Origin of the sequence: Pseudarthrobacter sp. BRE9, from assembly GCF_031844305.1 — a bacterium.
Taxonomy (GTDB): Bacteria; Actinomycetota; Actinomycetes; order Actinomycetales; family Micrococcaceae; genus Arthrobacter.
This window is the reverse complement of the sequence record NZ_JAUZUY010000009.1, coordinates 125,400-149,118: the sequence shown is the minus strand read 5'-3', so window position 1 is coordinate 149,118 and position 23,719 is coordinate 125,400. Positions and strand designations below refer to the sequence as shown.

The window sequence follows — 23,719 nt, the reverse complement described above, 5'->3', positions numbered from 1 at the left end:
GCCACCGTGCGCAAACGGTCCGCAGCAACCCCTTGGACGCCATGTCCAAGGCCGTCAGTGCAAATGCCGGGACCGTGGGCCGCCAGGCTGCCGTTGTGGCAGCGGCCTCGGGACTCATCCTGAGCATGGGCCTGCCCGCCACGGCAGCTGACACCACTGCCGGTGTCTCTGCCTCCACCGAGTCCGGTTCGGCCCAGGCGGCCCTCGCTGTCACCGCCGCCCCCACGGCCACGGTTTCCTTCGAGCGTCCCGTCGTCAAGACCACCGCCGCTCCGAAGGTGGAAGCGGTGCGTACCCAGTCCACGGCAGCAGCGAACCGCACCGCCAACACCGCGGCTGCAGGCCAGGAGGCATCCCCGGCGGCCAAGGCGGAAGAATCCGTATCGGCTGCGGCAACCTCGGGCATTGCCGCCATCGCCTACACCGGCATTGGCCACTCCTACGTTTGGGGCGGCACCAGCCCCGTCACCGGCTGGGACTGCTCCGGGTTCGTGCAGTGGGTTTACGCCCAGGCCGGAATCAGCATTCCCCGCACCAACGCGTGGAGCATCATGACCCCCACGTCCGCCCCGCAGCCGGGTGACCTGGTCGTCCAGAACGGCGGCGCGCACGTCGGCATCTACGTCGGCAACGGCATGATGATCAGCGCACTCAACCCCTCGCAGGGCACGCTGCTCCACTCGCCCGCAGCCACCGGTACCTCCTCGTACTACCACTACAGCAAATAGTTCTTGGGCTTCACGCTCCAAGGGCTATTTCTTTGCCCAAAGCTTCTTCGCTAGAAACCACATCCCCGTTCGCGGGACGCGCCGGCGTACCCCCAAGATGCCGGCGCGTCCAACACCCTTCGTGTGCCTACAAGCGGTTCGAGGGAAAACGAAAGAGAGAACTGATGACGACTCGTGCCACCGCACGGCATCGCGCCGAGGCCACCAAAACCAACTCGATCGCTGTCATTGCCAAGGCTGTCAGCAACAATGCAGGCGGCATGGGCCGCCAGGCAGCGGTTATCGCTGCTGCTTCCGGCCTGGTCCTGACCAGCGGCATCGCGGCGAACGCTGCCGACGCCAACGTCAAGCGCGATTCCGCTCCGGCATCCGCTCTGGAAGTTGAGTCCGCCGTCGACGCCCCGATTTCTGCGGCTTCCACCATCGCCATCAGCTACGAGAAGCCCGCGGTGACCACCACGCCGGCTCCCGTCGTCGAGCCGGAGCCCCAGGTTGAGGTGCAGGAAGCTGCGCCGGCTCCTGCCGCCCAGCCCGTTGCCGCTCCCAAGGTCACGGCCAAGGTTGCCACCGCCGCTGCTCCTTCCGCTCCCGCGGCCCAGGCTTCCGCCAGCGGCAAGGGTGCAGCAATCCTCTCCGCCGCTTACGCGCAACTTGGCGTGATGCAGGACTGCACCATGCTGGTCACCAACTCCCTGGCCGCCGTCGGCATCCACTTCCACGACTGGCCTGCCGGCTACCTGTCCCTGGGCCGCACCGTGAGCGCAGCCGAAGCGCAGCCGGGTGACCTTATCTACTACGCTGACGGCGGCGCGGGCATGGCGCACATCGCTGTCTACGCCGGAAACGGCATGGCCGTCCACGGCGGGTACAACGGAAACCAGACGGTGGTCTTCAGCGCGAACGTCGGTTCCGGCCCCGTCTTCATCCGCGTCAACTAAGTATTCCAGCGCTGGCGTGAACGGACGCCGGCCACAAAATGCTGCGAAGGACCCCCGCCGTCGAGGCGGGGGTCCTTCGCGCTTATAAGGGGCCCCGACGGCCCGGGCGCCCTTCCTGAAGCGTTCTGCCGTGGATCGGTTCCCGGGTGGAAATTACCGGATTCTGCACTTCTTTGTTTACTCTTGTGGTGTCGATCCATAGCCCGGACATGCCGAGGGCAGCCGGCCCTCGTGCCCCTGACGGGTGCGGCCGTGAAGAGGTACGTGCATGCGCACTCTCGTTCTGAATGCTGGATATGAACCGCTGGCGGTTATTTCTTTCCGCCGGGCGCTGGTGCTTGTGCTGACCAACAAGGCGAGCGTCGTGGCCGAAGGGGACGATCCCGTAGTGGGCCCGCAGGAGATTCTGGGCCGACCGTCCGTGATCCTCCTGAACCGCTACATCCGGCCCCGGTACAACCACTCCACCGCCGTCAGCCGCAGGGGTGTGCTCCGGCGCGACGGGCACAAATGCGCCTACTGCGGGAAAGCGGCGCACACCATTGACCACGTGCAGCCGAAATCCCGCGGCGGGGCCGATTCGTGGGAGAACCTGGTGGCCGCCTGCCTGCGGTGCAACAACGTCAAGGGCGACCACACTCCCGCCGAGATGGGGTGGACCCTGCGGTTCGTGCCGGAACCGCCGCACGGGACCATCTGGCAGATCAAGGAACTGGAGAAGCCCACGCCGGCCTGGGATCCCTTCCTGCTTCCCGAACGCGCTGCCTGATCCGCTCTGCCCCTGACCCACTGAGCCGGCCTGGCCACGGTGCCGCCTCGACTTGTCCTGCCGCCGGCGGGCGCGCCGGTCGCTAGGCTGGAGGAGTGGATGTAAACAGGCCTGCCTTTGACGCCGTGATTCTGGCCGGGGGGAGGTCATCTCGGCTGGGCGGCGTACCCAAACAGTCGCTGGTCTTCCAAGGCCAAACCCTCCTGGAGCGCGCCGTCGCTGCGACGGCCGGGGCCCGGCAGACCGTTGTTGTTGGCGACATGGCGTCGCTGCGGGGCCGTGCATCCCCTGTACAGCCCCTGCCAACGTGGCCTGCCAACCTCCTGATCTGTCGGGAGGAACCCCGGTTCGCAGGCCCGGCGGCTGCCATCGCCGCAGGGCTGGAGGTTCTGGCGGCCCACGATGCGCGGACGGACAACCGCGGCAGCGCACCCTACACCTTGGTGCTGGCCTGCGACATGCCGCTGGCATCCCTCGCCGTGGCTGCGCTGCTGGATTCCCTGGAGCCGTCCACAAAGGGAAAAGCCGGAGGTGTCATGGCCTGCGCCGAAGACGGCAGGACGCAGCCATTGGCCGGTCTTTACCACACAGATGAGTTAATTAAGGCGTTCAAGGATCTCGCCGCCCGCAACAAGCTGGTCAACGCCTCGGTCAAGGCGCTCCTTGCTAATCTGGACGTGCAGCTTGTCACAGTCCCTGCCGGTTCCACCTCCGATGTGGATACCTGGGATGACGCTGCCGCGCTGGGGATTACCGCCGGGAACCAGTGTGAAGGCCAGGGTCGGCATTCGGGCGGAGCAAACGTGGGAGGCAATTCGTGAAGAGCCAGGACGAAACACTGGAAGAGTGGTGCAGGGCCCTTCTCCAGGCGTACAAACTTGAGGACGTCCAGGTGGACGTCAATGCGGTGCTGGCGCTTGCGGGCGTTGCCGCCCACTCTGTTGTCCGTCCGGCGGCCCCGCTCACCACTTTTATTGCCGGCTTCGCCGCGGGCCTGGCTGCCGCCCCCGGCAGGGAGATGGATGCCGAATCAATGGATGCGGCGCTTGCCGTTGCCCGCACCCTGGCAAAGGACTACGAGGCCGCCGCCGGGACTCCCGGCGAATGACTGCAGGACCCCAAAGCGATCCGGAAGCACCACCTGGCACTGATGAAGAAGGGCACGCTGCCCATCACCATCTGGCCCATACCTGGGAAGAGGCCCGGCAGGCCGCGTTCGACGCAGCAACACCGATTCCGCCGGGGCCCGTGGCACTGCGGTCAGCCTTGGGCCGCATACTCGACAGGGACATCGTGGCCCTCCAGGACATGCCCCATTACGCCTCTTCAGCCATGGACGGCTGGGTGGTCAACGGAAGCGGTCCCTGGATCCCGGTGGAGCCCGGCACCCGGCTGGCACCGCACCAGGCCAGCCCCATCGCCACGGGCGGTCTGATCCCGGCCGGCGGCAAGGCAGTTCTTCGTACTGAGAGTGCCGTCCTCAGCCAGGACGATGAAGGCCTCCCCGTCCTGATGACCGGAGGCAAGGCCCGCCCGGGCGAGCCCCGCGCGGGAGAGCACATCAGGAAGGCCGGGGAGGAAGCCCTGGAAGGGGACATCCTGGTCACAGCGGGAGTGCCGCTGAATCCGGCACACCTGGCCCTTGCCGCGGTGGCCGGCTACGACGAACTGCAGGTCCAGGGGAAGCCCGTGGTGCGCCTGGTGCTGACTGGGTCCGAGGTGGTGGAACACGGCACGCCGGCCCCTGGCCAGGTTCGCGACACCTTCGGGCCGCAACTGCCGGACGTCGTCGCCATGCTGGGCGGTATCCCCGGCGGGCAGCAGCGGATCGGCGACTCCTACGACGAATGGCTTGCGGCGCTCGAAGACGTGCTGCCGGAAGTGCCGGGCGCCCCTGACCTGCCGGCCGACGTCGTCATTACAACCGGCGGCACCGGACGCTCGGGGACGGACCATCTCCGGCGGGCAGTCGCTGAACTGGGCGGCCGGCTCATCATCGACGGCGTGGCCATGCGTCCGGGCCACCCCGCGGTTCTCGCCGAACTGCCGGACGGACGCTTTGTCCTGGGGCTGCCAGGAAACCCGCTGGCGGCCATGATGGCCCTCTCCACCGTGGGTGCCCCGCTGCTGGCCGCACTGGGACACCGCGCAATGCCGGCGGTGCAGGAGGTGCCCTGCGGGACCATGATCGAGCCGGACCCCGGCCGCACCCGGCTGATGCCGTTCAGGCTGCTGTACGGCATGGCATCCCCGGCACAGCATACGGACCCGGGGATGATGCGCGGGCTGGCCGCTGCCGATGGTGTGCTGGTAGTGCCCCCGCACGGCGTGCAGCTCGGGGAACCGGTACCCGCGTTCGCCCTGCCCTGGGGACCGCCCATCCACCGCGCCCCGGAAGGGCCGGCCAAAGCCAAACCGCGCAACACTGCACGGACGGGCCAGCCCAAGGGCAAGCCGGCACCCAGTGGACCCGTGGACTGGAGTGCGCTCCTGGGCTGAGGTGGGCCGTCTTGGTGCCATGATGGAGTAATGAACAGGCAGGGTGGAACATGGGACGCGTAACGCAGCGCCGCAAAGTGCACAAGTATGTCCTGGACGGCTCGCCGGCCGCCCGGGAGTACCCCGTCCGCCATCGCGAAGACGTCCTCGCCGTCGAGGAACCGCTGGAAATCCGGCTGGGCAGGCTTTCCTATTCGGTTACGATGCGGACTCCCGGGGACGACTTCGACCTGGTGGCCGGGTTCCTGGTGTCCGAGGGGGTCATCTGGGCCCCGGAACAATTGGTCTCGCTGCGCTTCTGTGCCGGCGAGGACGAGAATGGCGTCCAGACGTTCAACGTGGTGGAAGCCCAGCTGCGCCCGGATGTCCCGGTTCCCGATACCGGGCGCAAGATCTACACGTCCAGCTCCTGCGGTATCTGTGGAACGGACTCCATCGAAGCGGTCCAGAAGTCCTCCCACTTCAGCCCCCGGGCGGACCCGTTGACTGTGGATGCGGAAGTCCTGGCCGCCCTGCCCGCGCTGCTGCGGAAGTCCCAGCGTGTCTTCGAGGACACCGGGGGCGTGCACGCGGCGGGCCTGTTCAGGATCGGGGACGACGGCGACCCGCAACTCCTGTGCCTGCGCGAGGACGTCGGGCGGCACAACGCCGTGGACAAAGTGGTGGGCTGGGCACTGCGCCAGGGCATGCTGCCGCTGACCGGGACTGTCCTCCAGGTGTCCGGCAGGGCGTCCTTCGAACTCGTACAGAAAGCTTCCCTTGCGGGGATTCCCGTCCTGGCCGCTGTCAGTGCCCCTTCCAGCCTCGCCGTGGAGCTGGCGGAGGCCAACGGACTGACCTTGGCCGGTTTCAGCCGGAAAACCAGTTTCAATATTTACGCAGGGGACTCCCGGATCCTGCGTCCGGCAGCAGCCGTGCCCAGCACTTAGGGCGGGCAATTCCGGGATGGCCGGGGTCTGCCCTGGAAGGGGGTTGGTTGAGGTGCTACCAGCGGGTAGATTTGTCCATCGAATGGACGCGATGATCCAGCCCCAAGCCTAAAGAGGACTTATATTGCATGACGACCGCAGGATCACGGAAGTCCGTCTGGCCAGGTTTGAGCGCGAACGCATCTCTCCTGCCGTCTACAGCCGGGCAGTCCCTCTTGCCCTGAGCAGCTGGGAAGCCCCCGGCGAGCCGGTCCCCGCGCTCGAAGCGATGCGGCAGGAGTTCCAGCAGCAGGAGCACGGCGCCGCGTGGGGCAGGCCCTGGGGCACCACCTGGCTGCGGCTGCAAGGGGAAGTTCCTGAATCCTGGGGCGGGGGCATGGACACCACCGTTGAGGTGGTGGTGGATCTTGGGTTCACCACCGAAGCGCCCGGGTTCCAGTGCGAGGGCATTGCCTGGCGGCCGGACGGGACCATCATCAAGGCCATCTCACCCCGTAACCAGTACATCCCCCTGAAGCTGCTTGGCGGCGGCATGGCGGTGGACTTCTACGTCGAGGCGGCCGCCAATCCGGACATGGCGCAGGGCTGGACCTTTGCCGCCACCCAGCTGGGTGACAAGGCGACGGCCGGGGGAGCGCCGCAGTACCGGCTGGGGAACATCGCAATCGCTGAACTCAACCAGTGCGTGTGGGAACTCCAGCAGGACGTGTGGACGTTGGCCGGCCTCATGGAACAACTCCCGCTGGAGCTTCCCCGCCGCCATGAGATTTTGCGGGCCCTTGAGCACATGATGGATGTCATGGACCCGGATGACGTTGCCGGCACCGCTGCGGCCGGACGGCAGGCGCTCGCCGAAGTCCTCGCCCGCCCGGCGTATGCGTCCGCTCATCAGCTGGTTGCCACGGGGCATGCCCATATTGACTCGGCGTGGCTCTGGCCGGTCCGGGAAACCGTCCGCAAATGCGCCCGGACATTCTCCAATGTGGTTGCCTTGATGGACGAAGACCCGACTTTCGTCTTCTCCTGTTCCTCCGCACAGCAGCTGGCATGGATCAAGGAGCTGTACCCGGAGCTGTTCAGCCGGATCCGGGAAAAGGTGCGGGCCGGCCAGTTCGTCCCCGTCGGCGGCATGTGGGTGGAATCGGATACCAACATGCCCGGCGGCGAAGCCATGGCACGGCAGTTCGTGGAGGGCAAGGGCTTCTTCCTGGCGGAATTCGGGATTGAATGCAGGGAGGCGTGGCTGCCGGACTCGTTCGGATACAGCGCCGCCCTGCCCCAGATCGTGAAGGCCGCGGGCAGCCGTTGGTTCCTCACCCAGAAGATCTCCTGGAACCAGACCAACAGGATGCCGCACCACACCTTCAACTGGGAAGGGATTGATGGCACCCGGCTGTTTACCCACTTCCCCCCGGTGGACACCTACAACTCGGACCTCAGCGCCCGGGACCTGGCCCACGCCGAGCGCAACTACCGGGACCACGGCCGCGGGAGCATGTCGCTGGTGCCGTTCGGTTATGGCGACGGCGGCGGCGGACCCACCCGCGAAATGCTTGCGGCGGCTGCCCGCACCGCGGACTTGGAAGGATCACCCAAAGTAAGGATCGGCTCCGCAGAGAGTTTCTTCCGCCAGGCCGAGGAAGACTACCCGGCCCTGCCCGTCTGGGTCGGCGAGATGTACCTGGAGCTGCACCGCGGCACCTACACCAGCCAGGCCCGCACCAAGAAGGGCAACAGGCGCAGCGAACACCTCCTGCGTGAAGCGGAGCTGTGGTGCGCCACGGCCGTGGTCCGTGGGGGCGGTGCTTTCGAGTACCCCGATGCGGAGCTCAAGCGCCTCTGGCAACTGGTGCTGTTGCAGCAATTCCACGATATCCTTCCCGGCAGCTCCATCGCCTGGGTGCACCAGGACGCCGAGCGGAACTACCAGGCCATCGAAACCGCGCTCGAAGCGATCATCAGCCGGGCTGCTGACGCCATGCTGGGCTCAGGGGACCGGCAGTTCCTCCTCAACGCCGCACCGCATGCACGGGATGGGGTGCCCGCGCTGGCTGCCGGTGAACGCTCGCTGGTTCCGGAACGGGTGCAGGCCACACCGCACCACGGCGGCTACATCCTGGACAACGGGCTTGTCAGGGCCGTGGTGGACGCAAACGGACTCCTCGCTTCCCTGCGCGATCACGCCAGCGGCCGCGAGGCCATCGCTCCGGGCCAGCGCGGCAACCTGCTGGAACTTCACCGCGACACGCCCAACGAGTGGGACGCCTGGGACATCGATGAGTTCTACCGGCGCAACGTCACTGCGCTGGTCCGCGCGGAGTCCGTCCGGCTTGCCAGCGAAGGCGGCAGCGCCGTGGTGGTGGTGGAACGGCTGGCAGGCAACTCCCCGCTGACCCAGCGCATCACGCTCACCCCCGGCAGCCCGTCACTGGAGATCACCACCTCCGTGGACTGGCAGGAGCGCGAAAAGCTGCTGAAGCTCGGGTTTGCCCTCGATGTGCGGGCAGACCGGTCAGCCGCCGAAACCCAGTTCGGCCACGTCTTCCGGCCCACCCACACCAACACCTCATGGGAAGCTGCGAAGTTTGAAATCTGTGCCCACCGGTGGATCCATGTAGGGGAACCCGGTTACGGAGTGGCGGTGGCCAACTCATCCACGTACGGTCATGACGTGGGCAGAAGCATCAGGGAATCCGACGGCGGGACCACCACTACGGTGCGCCTGTCCCTGTTGCGGGCCCCGAAGTTCCCCGACCCCGACGCAGACCGTGGACACCACGAGCTGACGGTAACCATCCGCCCGGGTGCGGGCATTGCCGACGCCGTCGAGGAAGGGTACCGCACCAACCTGGCGCCGCGGCTGGTCAGGGGCGGTGCGCCCGTTGAGCCGCTCTTTTCCGTCAGCAATCCGGCCCTGGTCATTGAAGCCGTGAAGCTGGCCGAGGACGGATCGGGCGACGTGGTGGTCCGGCTTTATGAGTCGCTGGGGCAACGGTCCGCTGGAACTGTCTCGGCCAACTTTCCGATGAAGGGCGCGGTGCCGACGGATCTCCTGGAGCGTCCCATCGACGCGCCTGGAATTGTTCCTGTGGACAACGGCGCCGAGCTCACGCTGAGGCCATTCCAGCTGGTCACGATGAGGTTTACCCGGAAATAGGGAAGGCCCGGCACAGGAGCTTATGGGCCTTAAATAGGCTGAGTGGGGGCGGTCCCCAACGATCCGCCACCACTCATCCCCCCAATGCGTGCAAAGGCCCCCGGGACGGCCAGCGCTTTGGACTTTATCCCCGTTCGAAAACGCATGGCGGCCCCGCCTTCACACATTCATGATTGTTTCACATTCTAATGATTTTGTGAAAGCGGCCGAAGGTTACTTTTCGGTAGAAGTCCTGCGGCTTGCTGCGGTCCGGACACTGACCATCTTGGCCACCCAGATCAGGGCCAGCCCAACGACAAAGCACAGCACGGCCGTGTAGTTGATAAGGAACTCTATCTGGCCCAGGGTGGGTGGGATAAGGGGGAAGGACAAGCTCAGTCCCGTGGCTACGGCGCCGAGCCCCAACAGCCCTGCGGCAACCCGGATCAGGACGGGAAGCCGACTGAATACGGCGCGCACCATGGCCGGCAACAGGGCCAACGTGATGAAGGCAGGGTAAGCCCGGCCAGCGGCCCCGTAATACTCGAGTAAGGCAGAGTTCCAGGGGTCAGTGCCAACAACCCCTGTCAGGCCGGCCGAAGACCCGCTGGTGCCCATCATGAAGAACAGTGCCACCATGACAACAGAAATGACTGCGAGGACCGAAATCCCGGCCCGCCCTGTGATGAGCCTGTACGCGTCTTCTGCGCCGAAACCCCTGGAAATCCGGATGCCCATGAAGAAGATGGCACCAAAGATGACAAAGCGCAGCAGGAGGTTGGCCAGGTTGATCCCGCCCAACGCCTGATCAATGGCGATGTAGGGCCCCTGGATGCTCAGCAGGATGGCCAGGGTCATCAAAGCGAAAATGCCGAACAGGGAGCGGTTCTCACCCCTGAGGGTACTGGGGATGCGGGCCACCGCAATTAGGGCGCATATCGCCAGCGTTGTCCACTGCAGGGTCTCGATCATCCCAGGTTCTCCCATATTTTTTCTGTCTGTGCTTGGTCCTGCTCCTGACGGCGCAACACTTTACCGAGCGCCTGGAGCCGGTCTCCGGCAAGGATTGTAAGTTCTCCGTCGGAGAGGCTGTCCAGCGCCGCCTGCCGGGCCCCGGGCGGCCAGCCGGCTTCCTCCTCCGTAATGATCCCCGTGGCAACCAGCCCGCCTGCGGGTCCCACTCCGGCTGCCAGCGCCGTGGCTACGGCGAGCTCGGCGGACAGTCGGTTGGCGGTCAGCTGGGCGGAATAGTTTTGCGGGGCCACGCCCGTGGAGGCCGAAACGCGGTGCCGGACCTCGCCGTCGTCTATGGCATCAACCCAGTTCTTCACGGAAGTGGCGTGCGGGGCAGGGCTGAGGGCTGGAGCGGCTGATCCCAAGTCTGCGTCCATGGCCGGACGGTTCAGCAGTGCCCGGAGGAGGTCCGGGGTGGAAACCTGGCTGACCAGCTCGCTCCTGGTGGGTGGACGCTGCGGCCCCGCCAGGGCGCTGTAGGCGTCAAACCCGGCCAGGGCGTCGACGGGGTTGATCTTGTACGCGCGGCTGATGCTGACCACTGTGCTGACGGAAACCTTGCCCCGGACCAGTTGCTGGGCCAGTGTGGTCCGCTTGATCCCGGAGACCCTGCAGACGTCTGCAGTGCTGGCATCTGGCGCGATGCCTTGCAGCCAGCGCTGGAACGCCTTGGCGGAAAGGGTCATGGAGGACTCTCTGCAGAACGGGTGGTGTGGACGATTTTACCGTGCCGCCCGGGCCCCGCCGTGATGCCGATTTTGCCCACTGTCCCCGTTCGTCTATAGTTGATGGTCGAGCCCGCTGGTCCGTACACCCCCCAAGTCCGGACCAGCGGGTTCTTCTATGTCCTGCAGCCCCAGCGGCGCCGCGGCCCGGTTTGCGCCGCATCTGCCGGCCGTCGACGGCTGTCCGGGCAGCGGCGAAAGGACGAACCGATGACTGCAACCCTTGTTGCCAAAGACATCTCCGGCGGCCACGGCCACCGTGTGCTCTTTTCCGGGCTCTCGCTGACGGTGGCGCCCGGCGACGTGGTGGGCGTTGTGGGCGCCAACGGTGCCGGAAAATCAACATTGCTGCGCCTCCTTGCCGGTGTGGACCAGCCGCAGCAGGGCTCGGTCAGCCTTGCCCCAAGCGATGCCTTCGTTGGATGGCTGCCGCAGGAGCACGAGCGAGTTGCCGGCGAAACTGTGGCGGCGTACATTGCCCGCCGGACCGGCTGCGCGGAAGCGACCTTCGAGATGGAGTCCACGGCGGAAGCGCTGGGTTCCGGCGCCCCGGGAGCTGACGACGCCTATACCCATGCCTTTGACCGCTGGATGGCGTCCGGTGCCGCAGACCTGGATGACCGCATCCCGGCCGTATTGGCAGACTTGGGGCTGGACGCGGGCCCCGAAGCACTGATGACAGGTCTTTCCGGTGGGCAGGCCGCCCGGGTGGCTTTGGCTGCCCTCCTGCTGAGCCGCTTCGACGTGGTGTTGCTGGACGAGCCCACCAACGATCTCGACCTTGCCGGCCTGGCCACACTGGAGGGCTTTGTGAAGGGACTGCGCGGCGGCGTGGTCCTGGTCAGCCATGACCGCGAGTTCCTGGCCCGCTGCGTGACCCGGGTGGTGGAACTGGACCTGGCCCAGAACAATGTGGCCGTTTACGACGGCGGCTACGACGCCTTCCTCGAGGAGCGCGCGGTGGCGCGCCGGCACGCACGCGAAAAGTACGAGGATTTCGCCGCCACCAAGGCAGACCTGGTGTCCCGTGCGCGGACCCAGCGTGAGTGGAGCTCACAGGGTGTCCGGAACGCCATGAAGAAAAACCCCGACAACGACAAGATCAGGCGCGCAGCCAGCACCGAGTCCTCGGAGAAGCAGGCGCAGAAGGTCCGCCAGATGGAGTCCCGCATCGCCCGGCTGGACGTCGTGGAGGAGCCCCGGAAGGAATGGCAGCTCCAGTTCAGCATCGGCCAGGCACCGCGCTCCAGCGCCGTCGTCGCCACCCTGCGCAACGCCGTGGCACGCCAGGGCGGCTTCACGCTGGGACCGGTCAACCTCCAGCTCAACGGCGGCGAACGCGTGGGCATCACCGGCCCGAACGGCGCCGGCAAGTCCACCTTGCTGCGGCTGCTGCTGGGAACCCAGGCACCGGACGACGGCGATGCCTCCATGGGTGCCAACGTCGCCGTCGGCGAGATAGACCAGGCCCGTGGGCTGCTGGACGCTGCACTGCCGTTGGGTGACGCCGTCGAAGCGGTGCTCGCGGATTGGAACAGCGCCGACGTCCGCACACTCCTGGCCAAGTTCGGCCTCAAGGCGGACCACACCTCCCGGACCGTGGCTTCCCTGTCGCCGGGGGAGCGGACCCGGGCGGCCTTGGCGCTGCTCCAGGCACGCGGCGTGAACCTCCTGGTGCTGGACGAACCCACCAACCACCTCGACCTGCCGGCCATTGAGCAGCTGGAAGAGGCCCTTGAAAGCTACGACGGCGCCCTGTTGCTGGTCACCCATGACCGGCGGCTGCTGGAAAACGTTCGACTCGACTACCGGTGGCACCTGGAAAACGGCACGGTCCAGGAACTCCACCACACTGCAAGCCAGGAGAAACAGCCATGAGCATGGACCGCGTTGCCTGGAGCTCGCTGTACAACATCAGTACCGCAAAGAGCGGCTCCAAGCCTTTCTCGAAGGAAACCCTGAAGCGGGTGCTGGCCTTTGCCGCCCCGCACAAGGGCAAGCTCATCGCCTTCGTGCTCTCCTCCATCGCGGCAGCCTTCCTGGCCGTCGCCACCCCGGTGCTCGCCGGCCAGGTGGTTGACGCCATCATCGCCAAGGCAGCCGTAGGCACCGTGATCTGGCTGGCCGTGCTGATCGCCATTGTGGCTGTTGGGGAAGCAGGGGTGGGACTGCTGACCCGCTGGCTGTCCTCCACCATCGGCGAAGGCGTCATCGTGGACCTGCGCACCCGGGTGTTCGATCACGTGCAGCGCATGCCCATTGCCTTCTTCACCCGCACCCGCACGGGGGCGTTGGTCAGCCGGCTCAACAACGACGTCATTGGAGCGCAGTCAGCCTTCGCCGGAACCCTTTCCGGCGTGGTGAGCAACTCCGTGGCGCTGGCCCTGACACTGGCGGTGATGCTCAATACGTCCTGGCTGGTGACGGTGCTTGCCATGGTGCTCCTGCCGATCTTCCTCATCCCGGCACGGCGCATGGGTTCCAAGCTCGCGGACCTGCGCCGCGAAGCGGCCGCACACAACGCCGCCATGGGCACCCAGATGACGGAGCGGTTCTCCGCGCCGGGCGCCACGCTCGTCAAGCTGTTCGGCCGCCCCGACGAGGAGTCCCGCGAGTTCGCCGCGCGCGCAGGCCGGGTCCGTGACATCGGCGTCCGCATGGCGATGCTGCAGTTTACGTTTGTCACGGCACTGACCCTGGTGTCCGCCCTCGCACTGGCGCTGGTGTACGGCCTGGGCGGCTGGCTCGCGCTGGGCGGCCAGCTGGCGCCCGGCGACGTGGTGGTCCTGGCATTGCTGCTCACCCGGCTCTACGCTCCGCTCACTGCGCTCTCCAACGCCCGGGTGGAGGTCATGAGTGCCCTGGTCAGCTTTGAACGCGTCTTTGAGATCCTGGACCTGAAGCCGCTGATCCAGCAGAAGCCGGACGCCGTGCCGGTTCCGGCCGGTCCGGTGTCCGTTGAGTTCGACGACGTCCGCTTCGCCTACCCGTCGGCTGACAAGGTTTCCCTGGCCTCCCTGGAGGAGGTCTCCACCCTGGACACCCGCGGCGGCGAGGAGGTGCTGCACCGCGTCAGTTTCCGCGTGGAACCTGGCCAGACGGTGGCGTTGGTGGGTTCCTCCGGCGCCGGCAAGTCCACCATCGCCCAGCTGCTGGCGAGGCTGTACGACGTCGACTCGGGCGCCGTGCGGCTCGGCGGCACCTCCCCGGGGACCGGGCTGGACGTCCGGGACGCCACCTTCGATTCCTTGCGGGACACCCTGGGCATGGTGACCCAGGACGGCCACCTGTTCCACGAAACCATCGCATCCAACCTGAGGCTCGCCAAGCCCGACGCGAGCGAAGACGACATGTGGGACGTCCTGCGCCAGGCCCGGCTGGAGACGATGATCAGGTCCTTGCCCGACGGGCTGGAAACCGTTGTGGGGGAGCGCGGCTACCGGCTTTCCGGCGGCGAACGCCAGCGGCTGACCATCGCACGGCTCCTCATCGCCCAGCCCCGCGTCGTCATCCTCGACGAAGCCACGGCCGCGCTGGACTCAACGAATGAAGCCGCCGTGCAGGCAGCGCTGGGCGCCGCACTCGAGGGGCGGACCGCCGTCGTGATTGCCCACCGGCTGTCCACCGTGCGCGCGGCCGACGCCATCCTGGTGGTTGAGGGCGGCCGGATCGTGGAACGCGGAACGCACACCGAGCTCCTGGCGGCCGGCGGCCGCTATGCCGAGCTGTACAGGACGCAGTTCGCGGAAGCCACCGCAGTGGCGCAGGAGGCCGTCCCCGAGTTCTAGGCGTGCGGCGGGAAAGCCGGCGCCGCACCTGGCACTGCCTGGGCGGCCAGCAGGGGCAGAATGTGGTCCGTCAGCAGCGGCGCCAGGTCCCGGGGGAGGGGCAGACCCCCGGCGGCTTCGCGGATGTCCAGCCAGCGGATCTCGGCGATCTCGGCCGCCGGGCTTGCCTGCCACGTGCCCGGGGCGAGGAACACGGTTGCTTCGATGTCGGTGGCGGCCTCGTTCGCGGCGTCCGCGATCCACACGCCCATCAGTTCCAGCTCCTGCTGCGGCACCACGATGCCCACCTCTTCGGCCAGCTCCCGGGCCGCGGCCTCCAGCGCCGTCTCGCCCGGTTCGGGCTTGCCGCCGGGGTGCATGAACATGGCGGTTCCGCGTTTCCGCACCGTCAGCAGCCGGCCTGCGTCGTCGAACACGCAGACGGCGGAGACCACAATCCGGTCCTTCACGCTTCCGTACCGCCTGCCTGTGTCCCCCATGCCTGGGCATCCCGCACCAGGTGCGAGACCAGCAGCAGGTCCTTGCGGGGGCCGGTCACATCCCAGCTGAAGCTGAACTGGTCGGGGCCCTCGCGGGTGTAGGACACGCGGTAGGTATCCGGATCGCACCAGTGGGTGTCCAGGCTGGCATCCGGGGTGAAGCTCATCCGGTGGAACGGCCTGCCGTCGGGAAAGAACACGTCCAGCGCATCGGGCCGCGGCGCGGGCTTCAGGACGTACTCCCGCGAGGCGGGGCCGGTGAAAGAAGGCCAGCGCATGGTGCCTTCCTCGCGAAGGGCCAGGCCGTCGTCGTCCATCGGCGTGAAAAGCACGACGCCGGAGAAGGTTCCGCGCGTGCCGTCGGACCTGTCCAGGAGGTCCCGCTCCAGCCGCCAACGGCCCGGCCGCCCGGGATGGCTGGTGGCGCCGGCTGGCTGGCTGCCCAGAAGGTAGGCGCGGAGGCTGGGCTCCGGGGAACGGGAGTTCAAGTGCCCTCGATTGGAATCGAACCAACGACACCGGCTTTAGGAGAGCCGTGCTCTATCCACTGAGCTACGAGGGCGGGCATCCGGTGGTTCGGCGGGGCCGGTCCGGCGGACACGGTAACAAGCATACAAGGTGCGGGGCCGTACTACGCTCAAGGCATGAGTCCAGCCCCCTCTGCCGCTCCCGCCGCCTTTATTGCGCATGTTGCGTCCACCCGTCAGTACATCGGGGCCTGGGCCATTCTGAGCGTGCTGCAGTACTTCGCCGCGGAGGCCGCCGTGGCCATGGCCTGGGCGGGACCCCGTCCCTACGACCTGCGCACCGGGTACATCAGTGACCTGGGCGCCCTCCACTGCGGGATGTTCTCCGGCCGGGACGTCTGCTCCCCGTTGAACTGGCTGATGAATGCCTCGTTCGTGGTCCAGGGGCTTGGGATGCTGGTGGGCGCGTTGCTGCTGACGTCGGGGCTGCTGCGCGTGGCCGCCCTGCCCGGTATCCGGATCAACCGGTCCCGGAAGGAGCCGTGGCTCGCGGCCGGCGCAGTTCGGCTGCTCACCGGCGCCGCGGGTGCCGGAACGGTGGTTGTGGGACTGGTGCCCGAAGACGTTGGCTCCCCATGGCACTACTGGGGCGCGGTCACCTACTTCCTGGCCGGCGGCGCTGCACTGCTGGTGCTCGGCCTGCTCTGGCTCCGGAAAACCGGCATGGCATGGTTCATCCTGGCATGCGGCGTGGTGTCACTGGCGGCGGTGGCGACGGGCGGGCTGACCGGCATGATGGTCCCGGAGCCCGGCACACTGGAACGGCTGATGGGATATCCCGTAACCGTCGGGATGGCCGCCTCGGGGCTGGTCATCGCACAGCGGGTGCACCGGCACCGGAAGGAACGTCGGGCTGCTGCAGCCCGGGTAACTGCCGCCTAGGTCTCTGTCCGTGCCCGCCTGTTCAGGAACACGGCCGCGGCCCCGGCCAGGAGGCTCAACACCAAAAGCACCCACCCGGCGACGGTGAGGCCGGACGCCAGGGCAACCTGGCCGGCGTCGGGACCTGCCGACGCCATCATCGCGTCAATGGCCACGTTGCCCCACAGCCGGACCACCACGAACAGCATGGGCAGCGCCCACAGCGCCCAGCGCAGCGACTTCCGCGCCACGTTGGTCCCTATGAGCAGCAGCCAGGTGAACCCGAAGATCAGCGGGAAAAGGGTTCCGGCGGTCTTGTGCACGTAGTTCAGCTGCCCCAGGGCGTCGCTGCTCATGACCCCCTGCAGCCGTCCGATGTAGCCGGCATCAAATCCGCCCACCAGCGAATCCGGCATGGCCAGGCCGGTGGTGAGCTGCGTGAGCTGGTCCAGGGTCAGCAGGTGCAGGTACCAGAACAGGAACAGGCTGGCCACCACGCCGGCAATGACAATGAGGTTGCTGTTGCCTTGCGCCTTCTCCGGCGTACGCGCTGTGGTGGGATTGACCACCGGCGGCAGGTGATGCTGCGGCACCACCGCTTTGGCGCCGTGCTTCTTGATCCGCTGGGCAGGGGTTTTGGCCATGGCACCATTATCCCGCCCCATAAACTGAAGCCATGACCACTGGCCGACACAGCGCAGCTGTTCTTGACCCCTCACTGGACGACTACGAACTGGCGGCGGCGCTGGTCCGTGAAGCGGGGCAGCTGGCGCTCCTCATGCGCATGGCCGGCCTGCAGCCGGAACAAAAAACCTCCGTCTCCGACGTGGTGACCGCGGCGGACCACGCCGCCGAAGCCTACGTGCTGGAGCAGCTGCAGCGCTGCCGGCCGGAGGACGGCATCCTGGGTGAGGAAGGCGCCTCCGTCCAGGGAACCAGCGGCCGTACCTGGGTGATCGACCCCGTGGACGGCACCTACAACTTCCTGCACGGCTCCACGTACTGGTGCTCCGCCATCGCCCTGAAGGACCGCGACGACGTCGTGCTCGGCGCCATCTTCCAGCCGGAGGAGGACAAGCTGTGGCTTGGCGGGCAGGACCGGCCCGCCACCCTGAACGGCGACCTCCTCACCGGGTTCAGCGACGACGGTGGCAAGCGCAACGCCACCAGTGTCGCCGAACTTGGCGCGGCCACCTACATCCACCCCACCTGGCTGATGGACCCGATGTGCGCGATGCCCTGGCATGCGGCTGCCACGTCCGCCGCGTCCCTCCGCATGCTGGGCTCCGGCTCCTGCGACCTGGGCCGTGTGGCGGACGGACAGCTGGGCTGCTGGTTCCAGCACAGCTGCCCCGAATGGGACTGGCTGCCTGGCAAGGCGATCGTCCGTGCCGCCGGCGGCGCCGTGGACACCGTCCGCGTCAACGGCCTGGAGTGGTTCCTGGCAGGAGGAACGACGGCGGTGCGTCAGTTGCGTACGGCCCTTCAGTCAGGCTCGGTCGGCTAAAGCGGCTGCCTGCGGCGCTTCCTTGCATAGGGGAGTAATCCACAGGCTGGAAGGCGTTGTCGGTCCCACCGCCTAGACTTGTATGCACCATGGATATGTTGTTTGACCCGTACTCTGACGGACCGTTCAAGGCCGCTCCTGCCGCCACCGCCCGCACCAGGACGGGGCCGGAGGGCATTGCCACCACGGCCGGGCCCGGCGGAATGCCGGGCAGCCGCGCCGGCTGGCAGCAGCAGAACAACGGGGAGCAGGACCGCGCGGGCCACGGCGACAGGCACGACGACGGCCGGCACCATGGCAGCCGCCGCCCGGACGCTGCCCAGCTCCTGGAGGGTCTGAACCCGCAGCAGGAGGAAGCGGTCAAGCACGCTGGTACCGCGCTGCTGATCGTCGCCGGTGCCGGGTCCGGCAAGACCCGCGTGCTCAGCAACAGGATCGCGTATCTGATCGCCACCGGCCGTGCCCACCACGGCGAAATCCTGGCCATCACCTTCACCAACAAGGCAGCCGCGGAAATGCGGGAGCGCATTGAGGCCCTGGTGGGCGGCCGGGCCAAGATCATGTGGATCTCCACGTTCCACTCCTCCTGCGTGCGGATCCTGCGGCAGGAAGCGGCCAACGTCGGGCTGAAATCCAACTTCTCCATTTACGACTCCGCCGATTCCCTCCGGCTGGTCACCCAGGTATCCAAGGCCCTGGACCTGGACCCCAAGAAGTTCGCCCCCAAAGCCATCCAGCACAAGATCTCGGCGTTGAAGAACGAACTTATCGACGCCGATTCCTTTGCCTCGGCGGCCAATTACAACGACCCCTTCGAACATGCTGTCGCGGACGTCTACAAGGGCTACACCCAGCGCCTCCGGCAGGCCAACGCCATGGACTTCGATGACCTCATCGCCGAGACCGTCTACATGTTCCGCGCCTTCCCCGCGCTCGCCGAGTCCTACCGCCGCAGGTTCCGGCACGTGCTGGTGGACGAATACCAGGACACCAACCACGCCCAGTACGCCCTGGTGCGGGAAATCGTGGGCGAGGGCCCGGGTGCGTCCGAACTGACCGTGGTGGGTGATTCGGACCAGTCCATCTACGCCTTCCGTGGCGCGGACATACGGAACATCGTGGAGTTCGAAAAGGACTACCCGGAAGCCCGGACCATCAAGCTGGAGCAGAACTACCGCTCCACCCAAAACATCCTGAGCGCCGCCAACTCGGTCATCTCGCGCAACCCCAACCGCCCGGAAAAAAGGCTCTGGACTGCCGAGGGCGAAGGCCACAAGATCATCGGCTACGTGGGCGAAAACGAACATGACGAAGCGCAGTTCATCGCCAAGGAGATCGACCGGCTGCAGGACGAGGAAAACCTGCGCCCGGGCGATGTCGCCATCTTCTACCGGACCAACGCCCAGTCCCGCTCCATCGAAGACGTCCTGGTGCGCGTGGGCCTGCCGTACAAGGTAGTGGGCGGCACCCGCTTCTACGAGCGGAAGGAAATCAAGGACGCCCTCGCGTACCTGCGCGTGCTGGTGAACCCGGACGACGACGTCAACCTTCGCCGGGTGCTGAACGAGCCTAAGCGCGGCATCGGTGACCGCGCCGAAGGCGCCGTTGCAGCCCTGGCCCAGCGTGAGCGGACGTCGTTCATGGAAGCCGCCCGCCGCGCCGACCAGGCGCCCGGCATGGCCACCCGGTCCGTCAATGCGGTCCTGGGCTTCGTGAAGATGCTGGACGACCTCGCCGAAGTAGCCACTGGATCCGGGGCTGCCGCCGCACTGGAAGCGGTCCTGGAACAGACTGGCTACCTTGCCGCGCTGCGCTCCAGCACCGATCCGCAGGACGAATCGCGCGTGGAGAACCTGGCCGAACTCGTGGCCGTGGTGCGCGAGTACGAGCAGGAGAACCCGGAGGGCAGCCTTGCCGCATTCCTGGAACAGGTGTCCCTGGTGGCCGATGCCGACCAGATCCCGGATGCCCCCGGCGCGGACATTGACGCCGCCGTGGCCGAGGCCAAACGGCTGGGCGTGGTCACCCTCATGACCCTGCACACGGCCAAAGGCCTGGAATTCCCGGTAGTCTTCCTCACCGGCATGGAGCACGGTCTGTTTCCGCACCAGCGCTCCGCAACCGACCCCAAGGAACTGGCCGAGGAACGGCGCCTGGCCTACGTCGGGCTGACCCGTGCCCGCAAGCGGCTGTACGTGACCCGGTCCGAGGTGCGCAGCATGTGGGGCCAGAGCCAGTACAACCCTGCCAGCCAGTTCCTGGAGGAAATCCCTGCAGAGCTCCTGGAGTGGAAACGGGAAGGAATCAGCAGGCAGGCCGGCGGCTGGGGCGGCGGGTCCATTGGGTCCGGCCGCTACAGCGGGTCGTTCTGGGGCGCCGGTACTGCCCGCGGCGCGGCGGCGGACTCCTCCGCCGGGTTCAACGCCGACGTTCCCGCCTTCATCGCCAAAAACCGGGTGCAGCCGCAGAAGGAAATCATCGCCGTCAGCGTGGGGGACAAGGTCAACCACACCAGCTTCGGCAACGGAACCGTCCTGGCGCTTGAAGGGGCCGGGGACAAGACCGTGGCCAAGGTCAAGTTCGATGTCGGTGAGAAGCGCCTGCTGCTGCGGTACGCGCCGCTGACCAAACTGGACGCCTAAGCGTCGGCTGCGGGCATAATAAAGCCCATGCGACGGACTGCCTGGGGAATGCTCGCCGCCCTTTTCCTTATCACCGCCGTCACCGCCACGGGGTGCAGCGTGACCACCAAGGACCCCTCCTACGTTCCACCGGCGCCACTGCAGCCCATGGAGCAGCTGGAAAAGGCGCCCCTGGCCGATCCGAAGACGTTCTCCAGCGGAGGCGACGTCCTCTCCTTCATCACCGCGGACCGGACCATCGCCTGCTCACTGACGTCCGCGCGCGGTGACCACGTGAACCTGCCGTACGAACAAAACCGGTACGCCGATGCCGCCAACAACAAGCTGCCCATTGTCCCGGTGGCCCACTGCGGGCTTGCCACCTACCAGCCTCCCCAATCCGGGGACGTCAAGGATGACTGCGCGGGAACCCACCTTGGCTACCTGGGCGGCGTGGCATTGCTGGCGCCGGACACCGTACGCTACGGCGAATGCCGCTCCGGCGTCACGTCAATGGAAGCTGCCTACGGGCCCAAGGGGACTAAGGCCGGGCCGCTGGCCCAACTGCCTGTCCTTGGGGACGGGCAGAACCTGGAACGGAACGGGCTGCGCTGTTCCGCCTACAACGGCGGAGTGGCGTGCGGGAACGTGTCTGCCGGCGTCGGATTCTTCGTTTCCCCCGAACGTTACGAACTGGTCCCTGGGCCGGCCACAAGCAGTGCGTCGCCGCAGGCAGAGGGCTTAAAAACCCCGTAAATCCGCGGTTTTTCTACGGTCCATAGAATAGTGTGCTTACTCACATAAGAGGTAGTCTGGGACGGCCCGGTCCCTCCAAAGGACTAGAGTTCCCCATGGAGCATTACGCCGCGTGGCTCGTTTCCAGACAGCCGCCGGTGCGTGCAATCCGCAGCCCGGTCATCGTCTTTCGATGGTGTCCGACTGTACAGAAACTACTTCGACGTAGAAGGACACTAAACCGTGGACCTGTTTGAATACCAGGCGCGCGATATGTTCGAGGCGCACGGTGTACCCGTGCTTGCCGGCATCGTGGCGTACACCCCAGAAGAAGCAAAGGCAGCTGCCGAGAAGATCGGCGGCGTGACCGTTGTCAAGGCACAGGTCAAGGCAGGCGGCCGCGGCAAGGCCGGCGGCGTCAAGGTGGCAAAGTCCGCCGACGAGGCATTTGAGCATGCCACCAACATCCTGGGCATGGACATCAAGGGCCACACCGTCAACAAGGTGATGATTGCCCAGGGTGCTGACATCGCCGAGGAGTACTACTTCTCCGTCCTGCTGGACCGGGCCAACCGCAACTACCTGGCCATGTGCTCGGTTGAGGGCGGCATGGAAATCGAACAGCTCGCCGTCGAACGCCCCGAAGCGCTGGCAAAGATTGCCATCGACCCCGCCGTGGGCATCGACCAGGCCAAGGCCGACGAAATCGTCGCGGCCGCCGGCTTCGCCGAGGAACTCCGCGGCCAGGTGGCAGGCGTCATCCTGAAGCTCTGGGACGTCTTCAAGAAGGAAGACGCCACCCTGGTGGAGGTCAACCCGCTGGTCAAGACCGGCAGCGGTGACATCCTGGCCCTCGACGGCAAGGTTTCCCTCGACGAGAACGCCGACTTCCGCCACCCGAAGCACGCGCAGCTCGAGGACAAGGACGCTGCAGACCCGCTTGAGGCCAAGGCAAAGGCGCAAGACCTCAACTACGTCAAGCTCGACGGCGAAGTAGGCATCATCGGCAATGGCGCCGGCCTGGTCATGTCCACGCTCGACGTCGTCGCCTACGCAGGCGAGAACCACGGCAACGTCAAGCCGGCCAACTTCCTGGACATCGGCGGCGGAGCCTCCGCAGAGGTCATGGCCGCCGGCCTGGACGTCATCCTGGGCGACGAGCAGGTCAAGTCGGTGTTCGTCAACGTCTTCGGCGGCATCACCGCGTGCGACGCCGTCGCCAAGGGCATCGTCGGCGCACTGGCCGAACTCGGCAGCTCCGCCAACAAGCCGCTGGTAGTCCGGCTCGACGGCAACAACGTCGAGGAAGGCCGCCGCATCCTCACCGAGGCCAACCACCCGCTGGTTACCCTGGCCGCCACCATGGACGAGGGCGCCGACAAGGCCGCCGAGCTCGCCAACGCAGCGAAGTAAAGGGACGCACCATGTCTATCTATCTGAACAAGGACTCCAAGGTCATCGTCCAGGGCATCACCGGCGGCGAAGGCACCAAGCACACCGCCCTGATGCTCAAGGCCGGCACCAACATCGTCGGCGGCGTCAACGCCCGCAAGGCCGGCACCACGGTCCTGCACGGCGACAAGGAAATCAACGTCTACGGCACCGTCAAGGAAGCCATGGCTGAAACCGGCGCTGACGTCTCCATCGTCTTCGTGCCGCCGGCATTCACCAAGAACGCCGTGGTCGAAGCCATCGAGGCCGGCATCGGCCTGGTCGTGGTCATCACCGAAGGCGTTCCCGTCCAGGACTCCGCCGAATTCTGGGCACTGGCCCAGTCCACAGTGGACGCCGACGGCAACCAGGTCACCCGCATCATCGGCCCGAACTGCCCCGGCATCATCACCCCGGGTGAAGCCCTGGTCGGCATCACCCCGGCCAACATCACCGGCAAGGGCCCCATCGGCCTGGTTTCCAAGTCGGGCACCCTGACCTACCAGATGATGTACGAACTGCGCGACCTGGGCTTCTCCACCGCCATCGGCATCGGCGGCGACCCCATCATCGGCACCACGCACATCGACGCCCTGGCCGCGTTCGAGGCTGACCCCGAGACCAAGGCCATCGTCATGATCGGTGAAATCGGCGGCGACGCCGAAGAGCGCGCAGCCGACTTCATCAAGGCCAACGTGACCAAGCCGGTCGTCGGCTACGTCGCCGGCTTCACGGCTCCCGAAGGCAAGACCATGGGCCACGCAGGTGCCATCGTCTCCGGGTCCGCCGGTACCGCCCAGGCCAAGAAGGAAGCGCTCGAGGCCGCCGGCGTCAAGGTCGGCAAGACGCCGTCTGAGACCGCCAAGCTGCTCCGCGAGGTCTACTCAGCCCTCTAGCAGTACTGCACAGCGCGGGGCCATTCCCGGCCCGGTCCGCTCGATGGACCGGCAAGGGGTGGCCCCGCGTTTGCTGTTTAACGAGCTTTGCTGTTTAACGAGCTTTGCTGTTTGAAGAACGCTGCTGTTTAGCCAA

The 23,719-nt window shown here is 66.7% G+C and carries 21 protein-coding genes and 1 tRNA gene; 16 read left to right on the top strand and 6 right to left on the bottom strand.

Annotated features, from left to right (window positions below; translation table 11 throughout):
- Positions 1–41 precede the first annotated feature (41 nt).
- The 8 genes from Q9R31_RS16190 to Q9R31_RS16155 all read left to right on the top strand — a co-directional run bounded on the left by Q9R31_RS16190 (position 42) and on the right by Q9R31_RS16155 (position 9,020).
- Complete coding sequence (locus Q9R31_RS16190) at positions 42–728, top strand: NlpC/P60 family protein (RefSeq protein ID WP_311263787.1); 687 nt, start codon at positions 42–44, stop codon at positions 726–728.
- A 164-nt stretch (positions 729–892) separates the two neighbouring features.
- Positions 893–1,666 carry an NlpC/P60 family protein gene (locus tag Q9R31_RS16185; protein ID WP_311263734.1) on the top strand — a complete coding sequence of 258 codons (774 nt, stop codon included), beginning with the start codon at positions 893–895 and terminating at the stop codon, positions 1,664–1,666.
- A 268-nt stretch (positions 1,667–1,934) separates the two neighbouring features.
- On the top strand, positions 1,935–2,435 hold the full coding sequence (locus Q9R31_RS16180) for an HNH endonuclease (protein WP_311263733.1): 501 nt from the start codon (positions 1,935–1,937) through the stop codon (positions 2,433–2,435).
- Between the two features lie 95 nt (positions 2,436–2,530).
- Positions 2,531–3,256: an NTP transferase domain-containing protein gene (locus tag Q9R31_RS16175; RefSeq protein WP_311263732.1), complete on the top strand. Its 726-nt coding sequence runs from the start codon at positions 2,531–2,533 to the stop codon at positions 3,254–3,256.
- The gene (locus Q9R31_RS16170; protein ID WP_311263731.1) at positions 3,253–3,543 is read left to right on the top strand and encodes a DUF6457 domain-containing protein; all 291 of its coding nucleotides are present in this window, start codon (positions 3,253–3,255) and stop codon (positions 3,541–3,543) included. Before Q9R31_RS16175 ends, Q9R31_RS16170 begins: the two co-directional genes overlap by 4 nt.
- Complete coding sequence (locus tag Q9R31_RS16165) at positions 3,540–4,934, top strand: molybdopterin molybdotransferase MoeA (RefSeq protein ID WP_311263730.1); 1,395 nt, start codon at positions 3,540–3,542, stop codon at positions 4,932–4,934. Before Q9R31_RS16170 ends, Q9R31_RS16165 begins: the two co-directional genes overlap by 4 nt.
- Before the next feature lie 50 nt (positions 4,935–4,984).
- Positions 4,985–5,863, top strand: a complete 879-nt coding sequence (gene fdhD / locus Q9R31_RS16160; RefSeq protein WP_311263729.1) for a formate dehydrogenase accessory sulfurtransferase FdhD — start codon at positions 4,985–4,987, stop codon at positions 5,861–5,863.
- Between the two features lie 124 nt (positions 5,864–5,987).
- Entirely contained in the window at positions 5,988–9,020 is a 3,033-nt protein-coding gene (locus Q9R31_RS16155; protein WP_311263728.1) for a glycoside hydrolase family 38 C-terminal domain-containing protein, read from the top strand.
- A 213-nt stretch (positions 9,021–9,233) separates the two neighbouring features.
- Here the strand turns inward: Q9R31_RS16155 and Q9R31_RS16150 are convergent, their stop codons facing one another.
- Together Q9R31_RS16150 and Q9R31_RS16145 are read right to left on the bottom strand one after the other, a co-directional pair.
- Positions 9,234–9,971 carry a hypothetical protein gene (locus tag Q9R31_RS16150; protein ID WP_311263786.1) on the bottom strand — a complete coding sequence of 246 codons (738 nt, stop codon included), beginning with the start codon at positions 9,969–9,971 and terminating at the stop codon, positions 9,234–9,236.
- The gene (locus tag Q9R31_RS16145) at positions 9,968–10,699 is read right to left on the bottom strand and encodes a hypothetical protein (protein WP_311263726.1); all 732 of its coding nucleotides are present in this window, start codon (positions 10,697–10,699) and stop codon (positions 9,968–9,970) included. The genes Q9R31_RS16150 and Q9R31_RS16145 overlap by 4 nt, the downstream gene beginning before the upstream one ends.
- A 249-nt stretch (positions 10,700–10,948) precedes the next feature.
- On the opposite strand from Q9R31_RS16145, the gene Q9R31_RS16140 reads away from it, so the two are divergent.
- On the top strand, positions 10,949–12,616 hold the full coding sequence (locus Q9R31_RS16140; RefSeq protein ID WP_311263725.1) for an ABC-F family ATP-binding cassette domain-containing protein: 1,668 nt from the start codon (positions 10,949–10,951) through the stop codon (positions 12,614–12,616).
- Positions 12,613–14,526 (top strand): ABC transporter ATP-binding protein, encoded by a 1,914-nt coding sequence (locus tag Q9R31_RS16135; protein WP_311263724.1) that lies wholly within the window; start codon positions 12,613–12,615, stop codon positions 14,524–14,526. Before Q9R31_RS16140 ends, Q9R31_RS16135 begins: the two co-directional genes overlap by 4 nt.
- Here the strand turns inward: Q9R31_RS16135 and Q9R31_RS16130 are convergent.
- The 3 genes from Q9R31_RS16130 to Q9R31_RS16120 form a co-directional block, all read right to left on the bottom strand.
- Entirely contained in the window at positions 14,523–14,975 is a 453-nt protein-coding gene (locus Q9R31_RS16130) for an NUDIX domain-containing protein (protein WP_311263723.1), read from the bottom strand. The two genes, Q9R31_RS16135 and Q9R31_RS16130, sit on opposite strands and share 4 nt — an antisense overlap.
- Positions 14,972–15,493, bottom strand: coding sequence for a DUF6314 family protein (locus Q9R31_RS16125; RefSeq protein WP_311263722.1), 522 nt, complete (start codon positions 15,491–15,493; stop codon positions 14,972–14,974). The genes Q9R31_RS16130 and Q9R31_RS16125 overlap by 4 nt, the downstream gene beginning before the upstream one ends.
- A gap of 1 nt (position 15,494) precedes the next feature.
- Positions 15,495–15,567 (bottom strand) — tRNA-Arg (locus Q9R31_RS16120).
- A gap of 82 nt (positions 15,568–15,649) precedes the next feature.
- Here Q9R31_RS16120 and Q9R31_RS16115 point away from each other — a divergent pair.
- Positions 15,650–16,414 (top strand): DUF998 domain-containing protein, encoded by a 765-nt coding sequence (locus Q9R31_RS16115; RefSeq protein WP_311263721.1) that lies wholly within the window; start codon positions 15,650–15,652, stop codon positions 16,412–16,414.
- Here Q9R31_RS16115 and Q9R31_RS16110 read toward each other — a convergent pair.
- Positions 16,411–17,037, bottom strand: a complete 627-nt coding sequence (locus tag Q9R31_RS16110) for a hypothetical protein (protein ID WP_311263720.1) — start codon at positions 17,035–17,037, stop codon at positions 16,411–16,413. The genes Q9R31_RS16115 and Q9R31_RS16110 overlap by 4 nt on opposite strands.
- A 32-nt stretch (positions 17,038–17,069) precedes the next feature.
- Between Q9R31_RS16110 and Q9R31_RS16105 the strand changes: the two genes are divergently transcribed.
- The 5 genes from Q9R31_RS16105 to sucD all read left to right on the top strand — a co-directional run bounded on the left by Q9R31_RS16105 (position 17,070) and on the right by sucD (position 23,583).
- Positions 17,070–17,900 carry an inositol monophosphatase family protein gene (locus Q9R31_RS16105; RefSeq protein WP_311263719.1) on the top strand — a complete coding sequence of 277 codons (831 nt, stop codon included), beginning with the start codon at positions 17,070–17,072 and terminating at the stop codon, positions 17,898–17,900.
- Between the two features lie 89 nt (positions 17,901–17,989).
- A complete protein-coding gene (pcrA, locus tag Q9R31_RS16100; RefSeq protein ID WP_311263718.1) occupies positions 17,990–20,542 on the top strand; it encodes a DNA helicase PcrA in 2,553 nt (850 codons plus the stop codon).
- 48 nt (positions 20,543–20,590) lie between these two features.
- Positions 20,591–21,277 carry a hypothetical protein gene (locus Q9R31_RS16095; protein ID WP_311263785.1) on the top strand — a complete coding sequence of 229 codons (687 nt, stop codon included), beginning with the start codon at positions 20,591–20,593 and terminating at the stop codon, positions 21,275–21,277.
- 222 nt (positions 21,278–21,499) lie between these two features.
- Complete coding sequence (gene sucC / locus Q9R31_RS16090; RefSeq protein WP_311263717.1) at positions 21,500–22,669, top strand: ADP-forming succinate--CoA ligase subunit beta; 1,170 nt, start codon at positions 21,500–21,502, stop codon at positions 22,667–22,669.
- Between the two features lie 11 nt (positions 22,670–22,680).
- Positions 22,681–23,583 (top strand): succinate--CoA ligase subunit alpha, encoded by a 903-nt coding sequence (gene sucD / locus Q9R31_RS16085; protein WP_311263716.1) that lies wholly within the window; start codon positions 22,681–22,683, stop codon positions 23,581–23,583.
- Positions 23,584–23,719 lie beyond the last annotated feature (136 nt).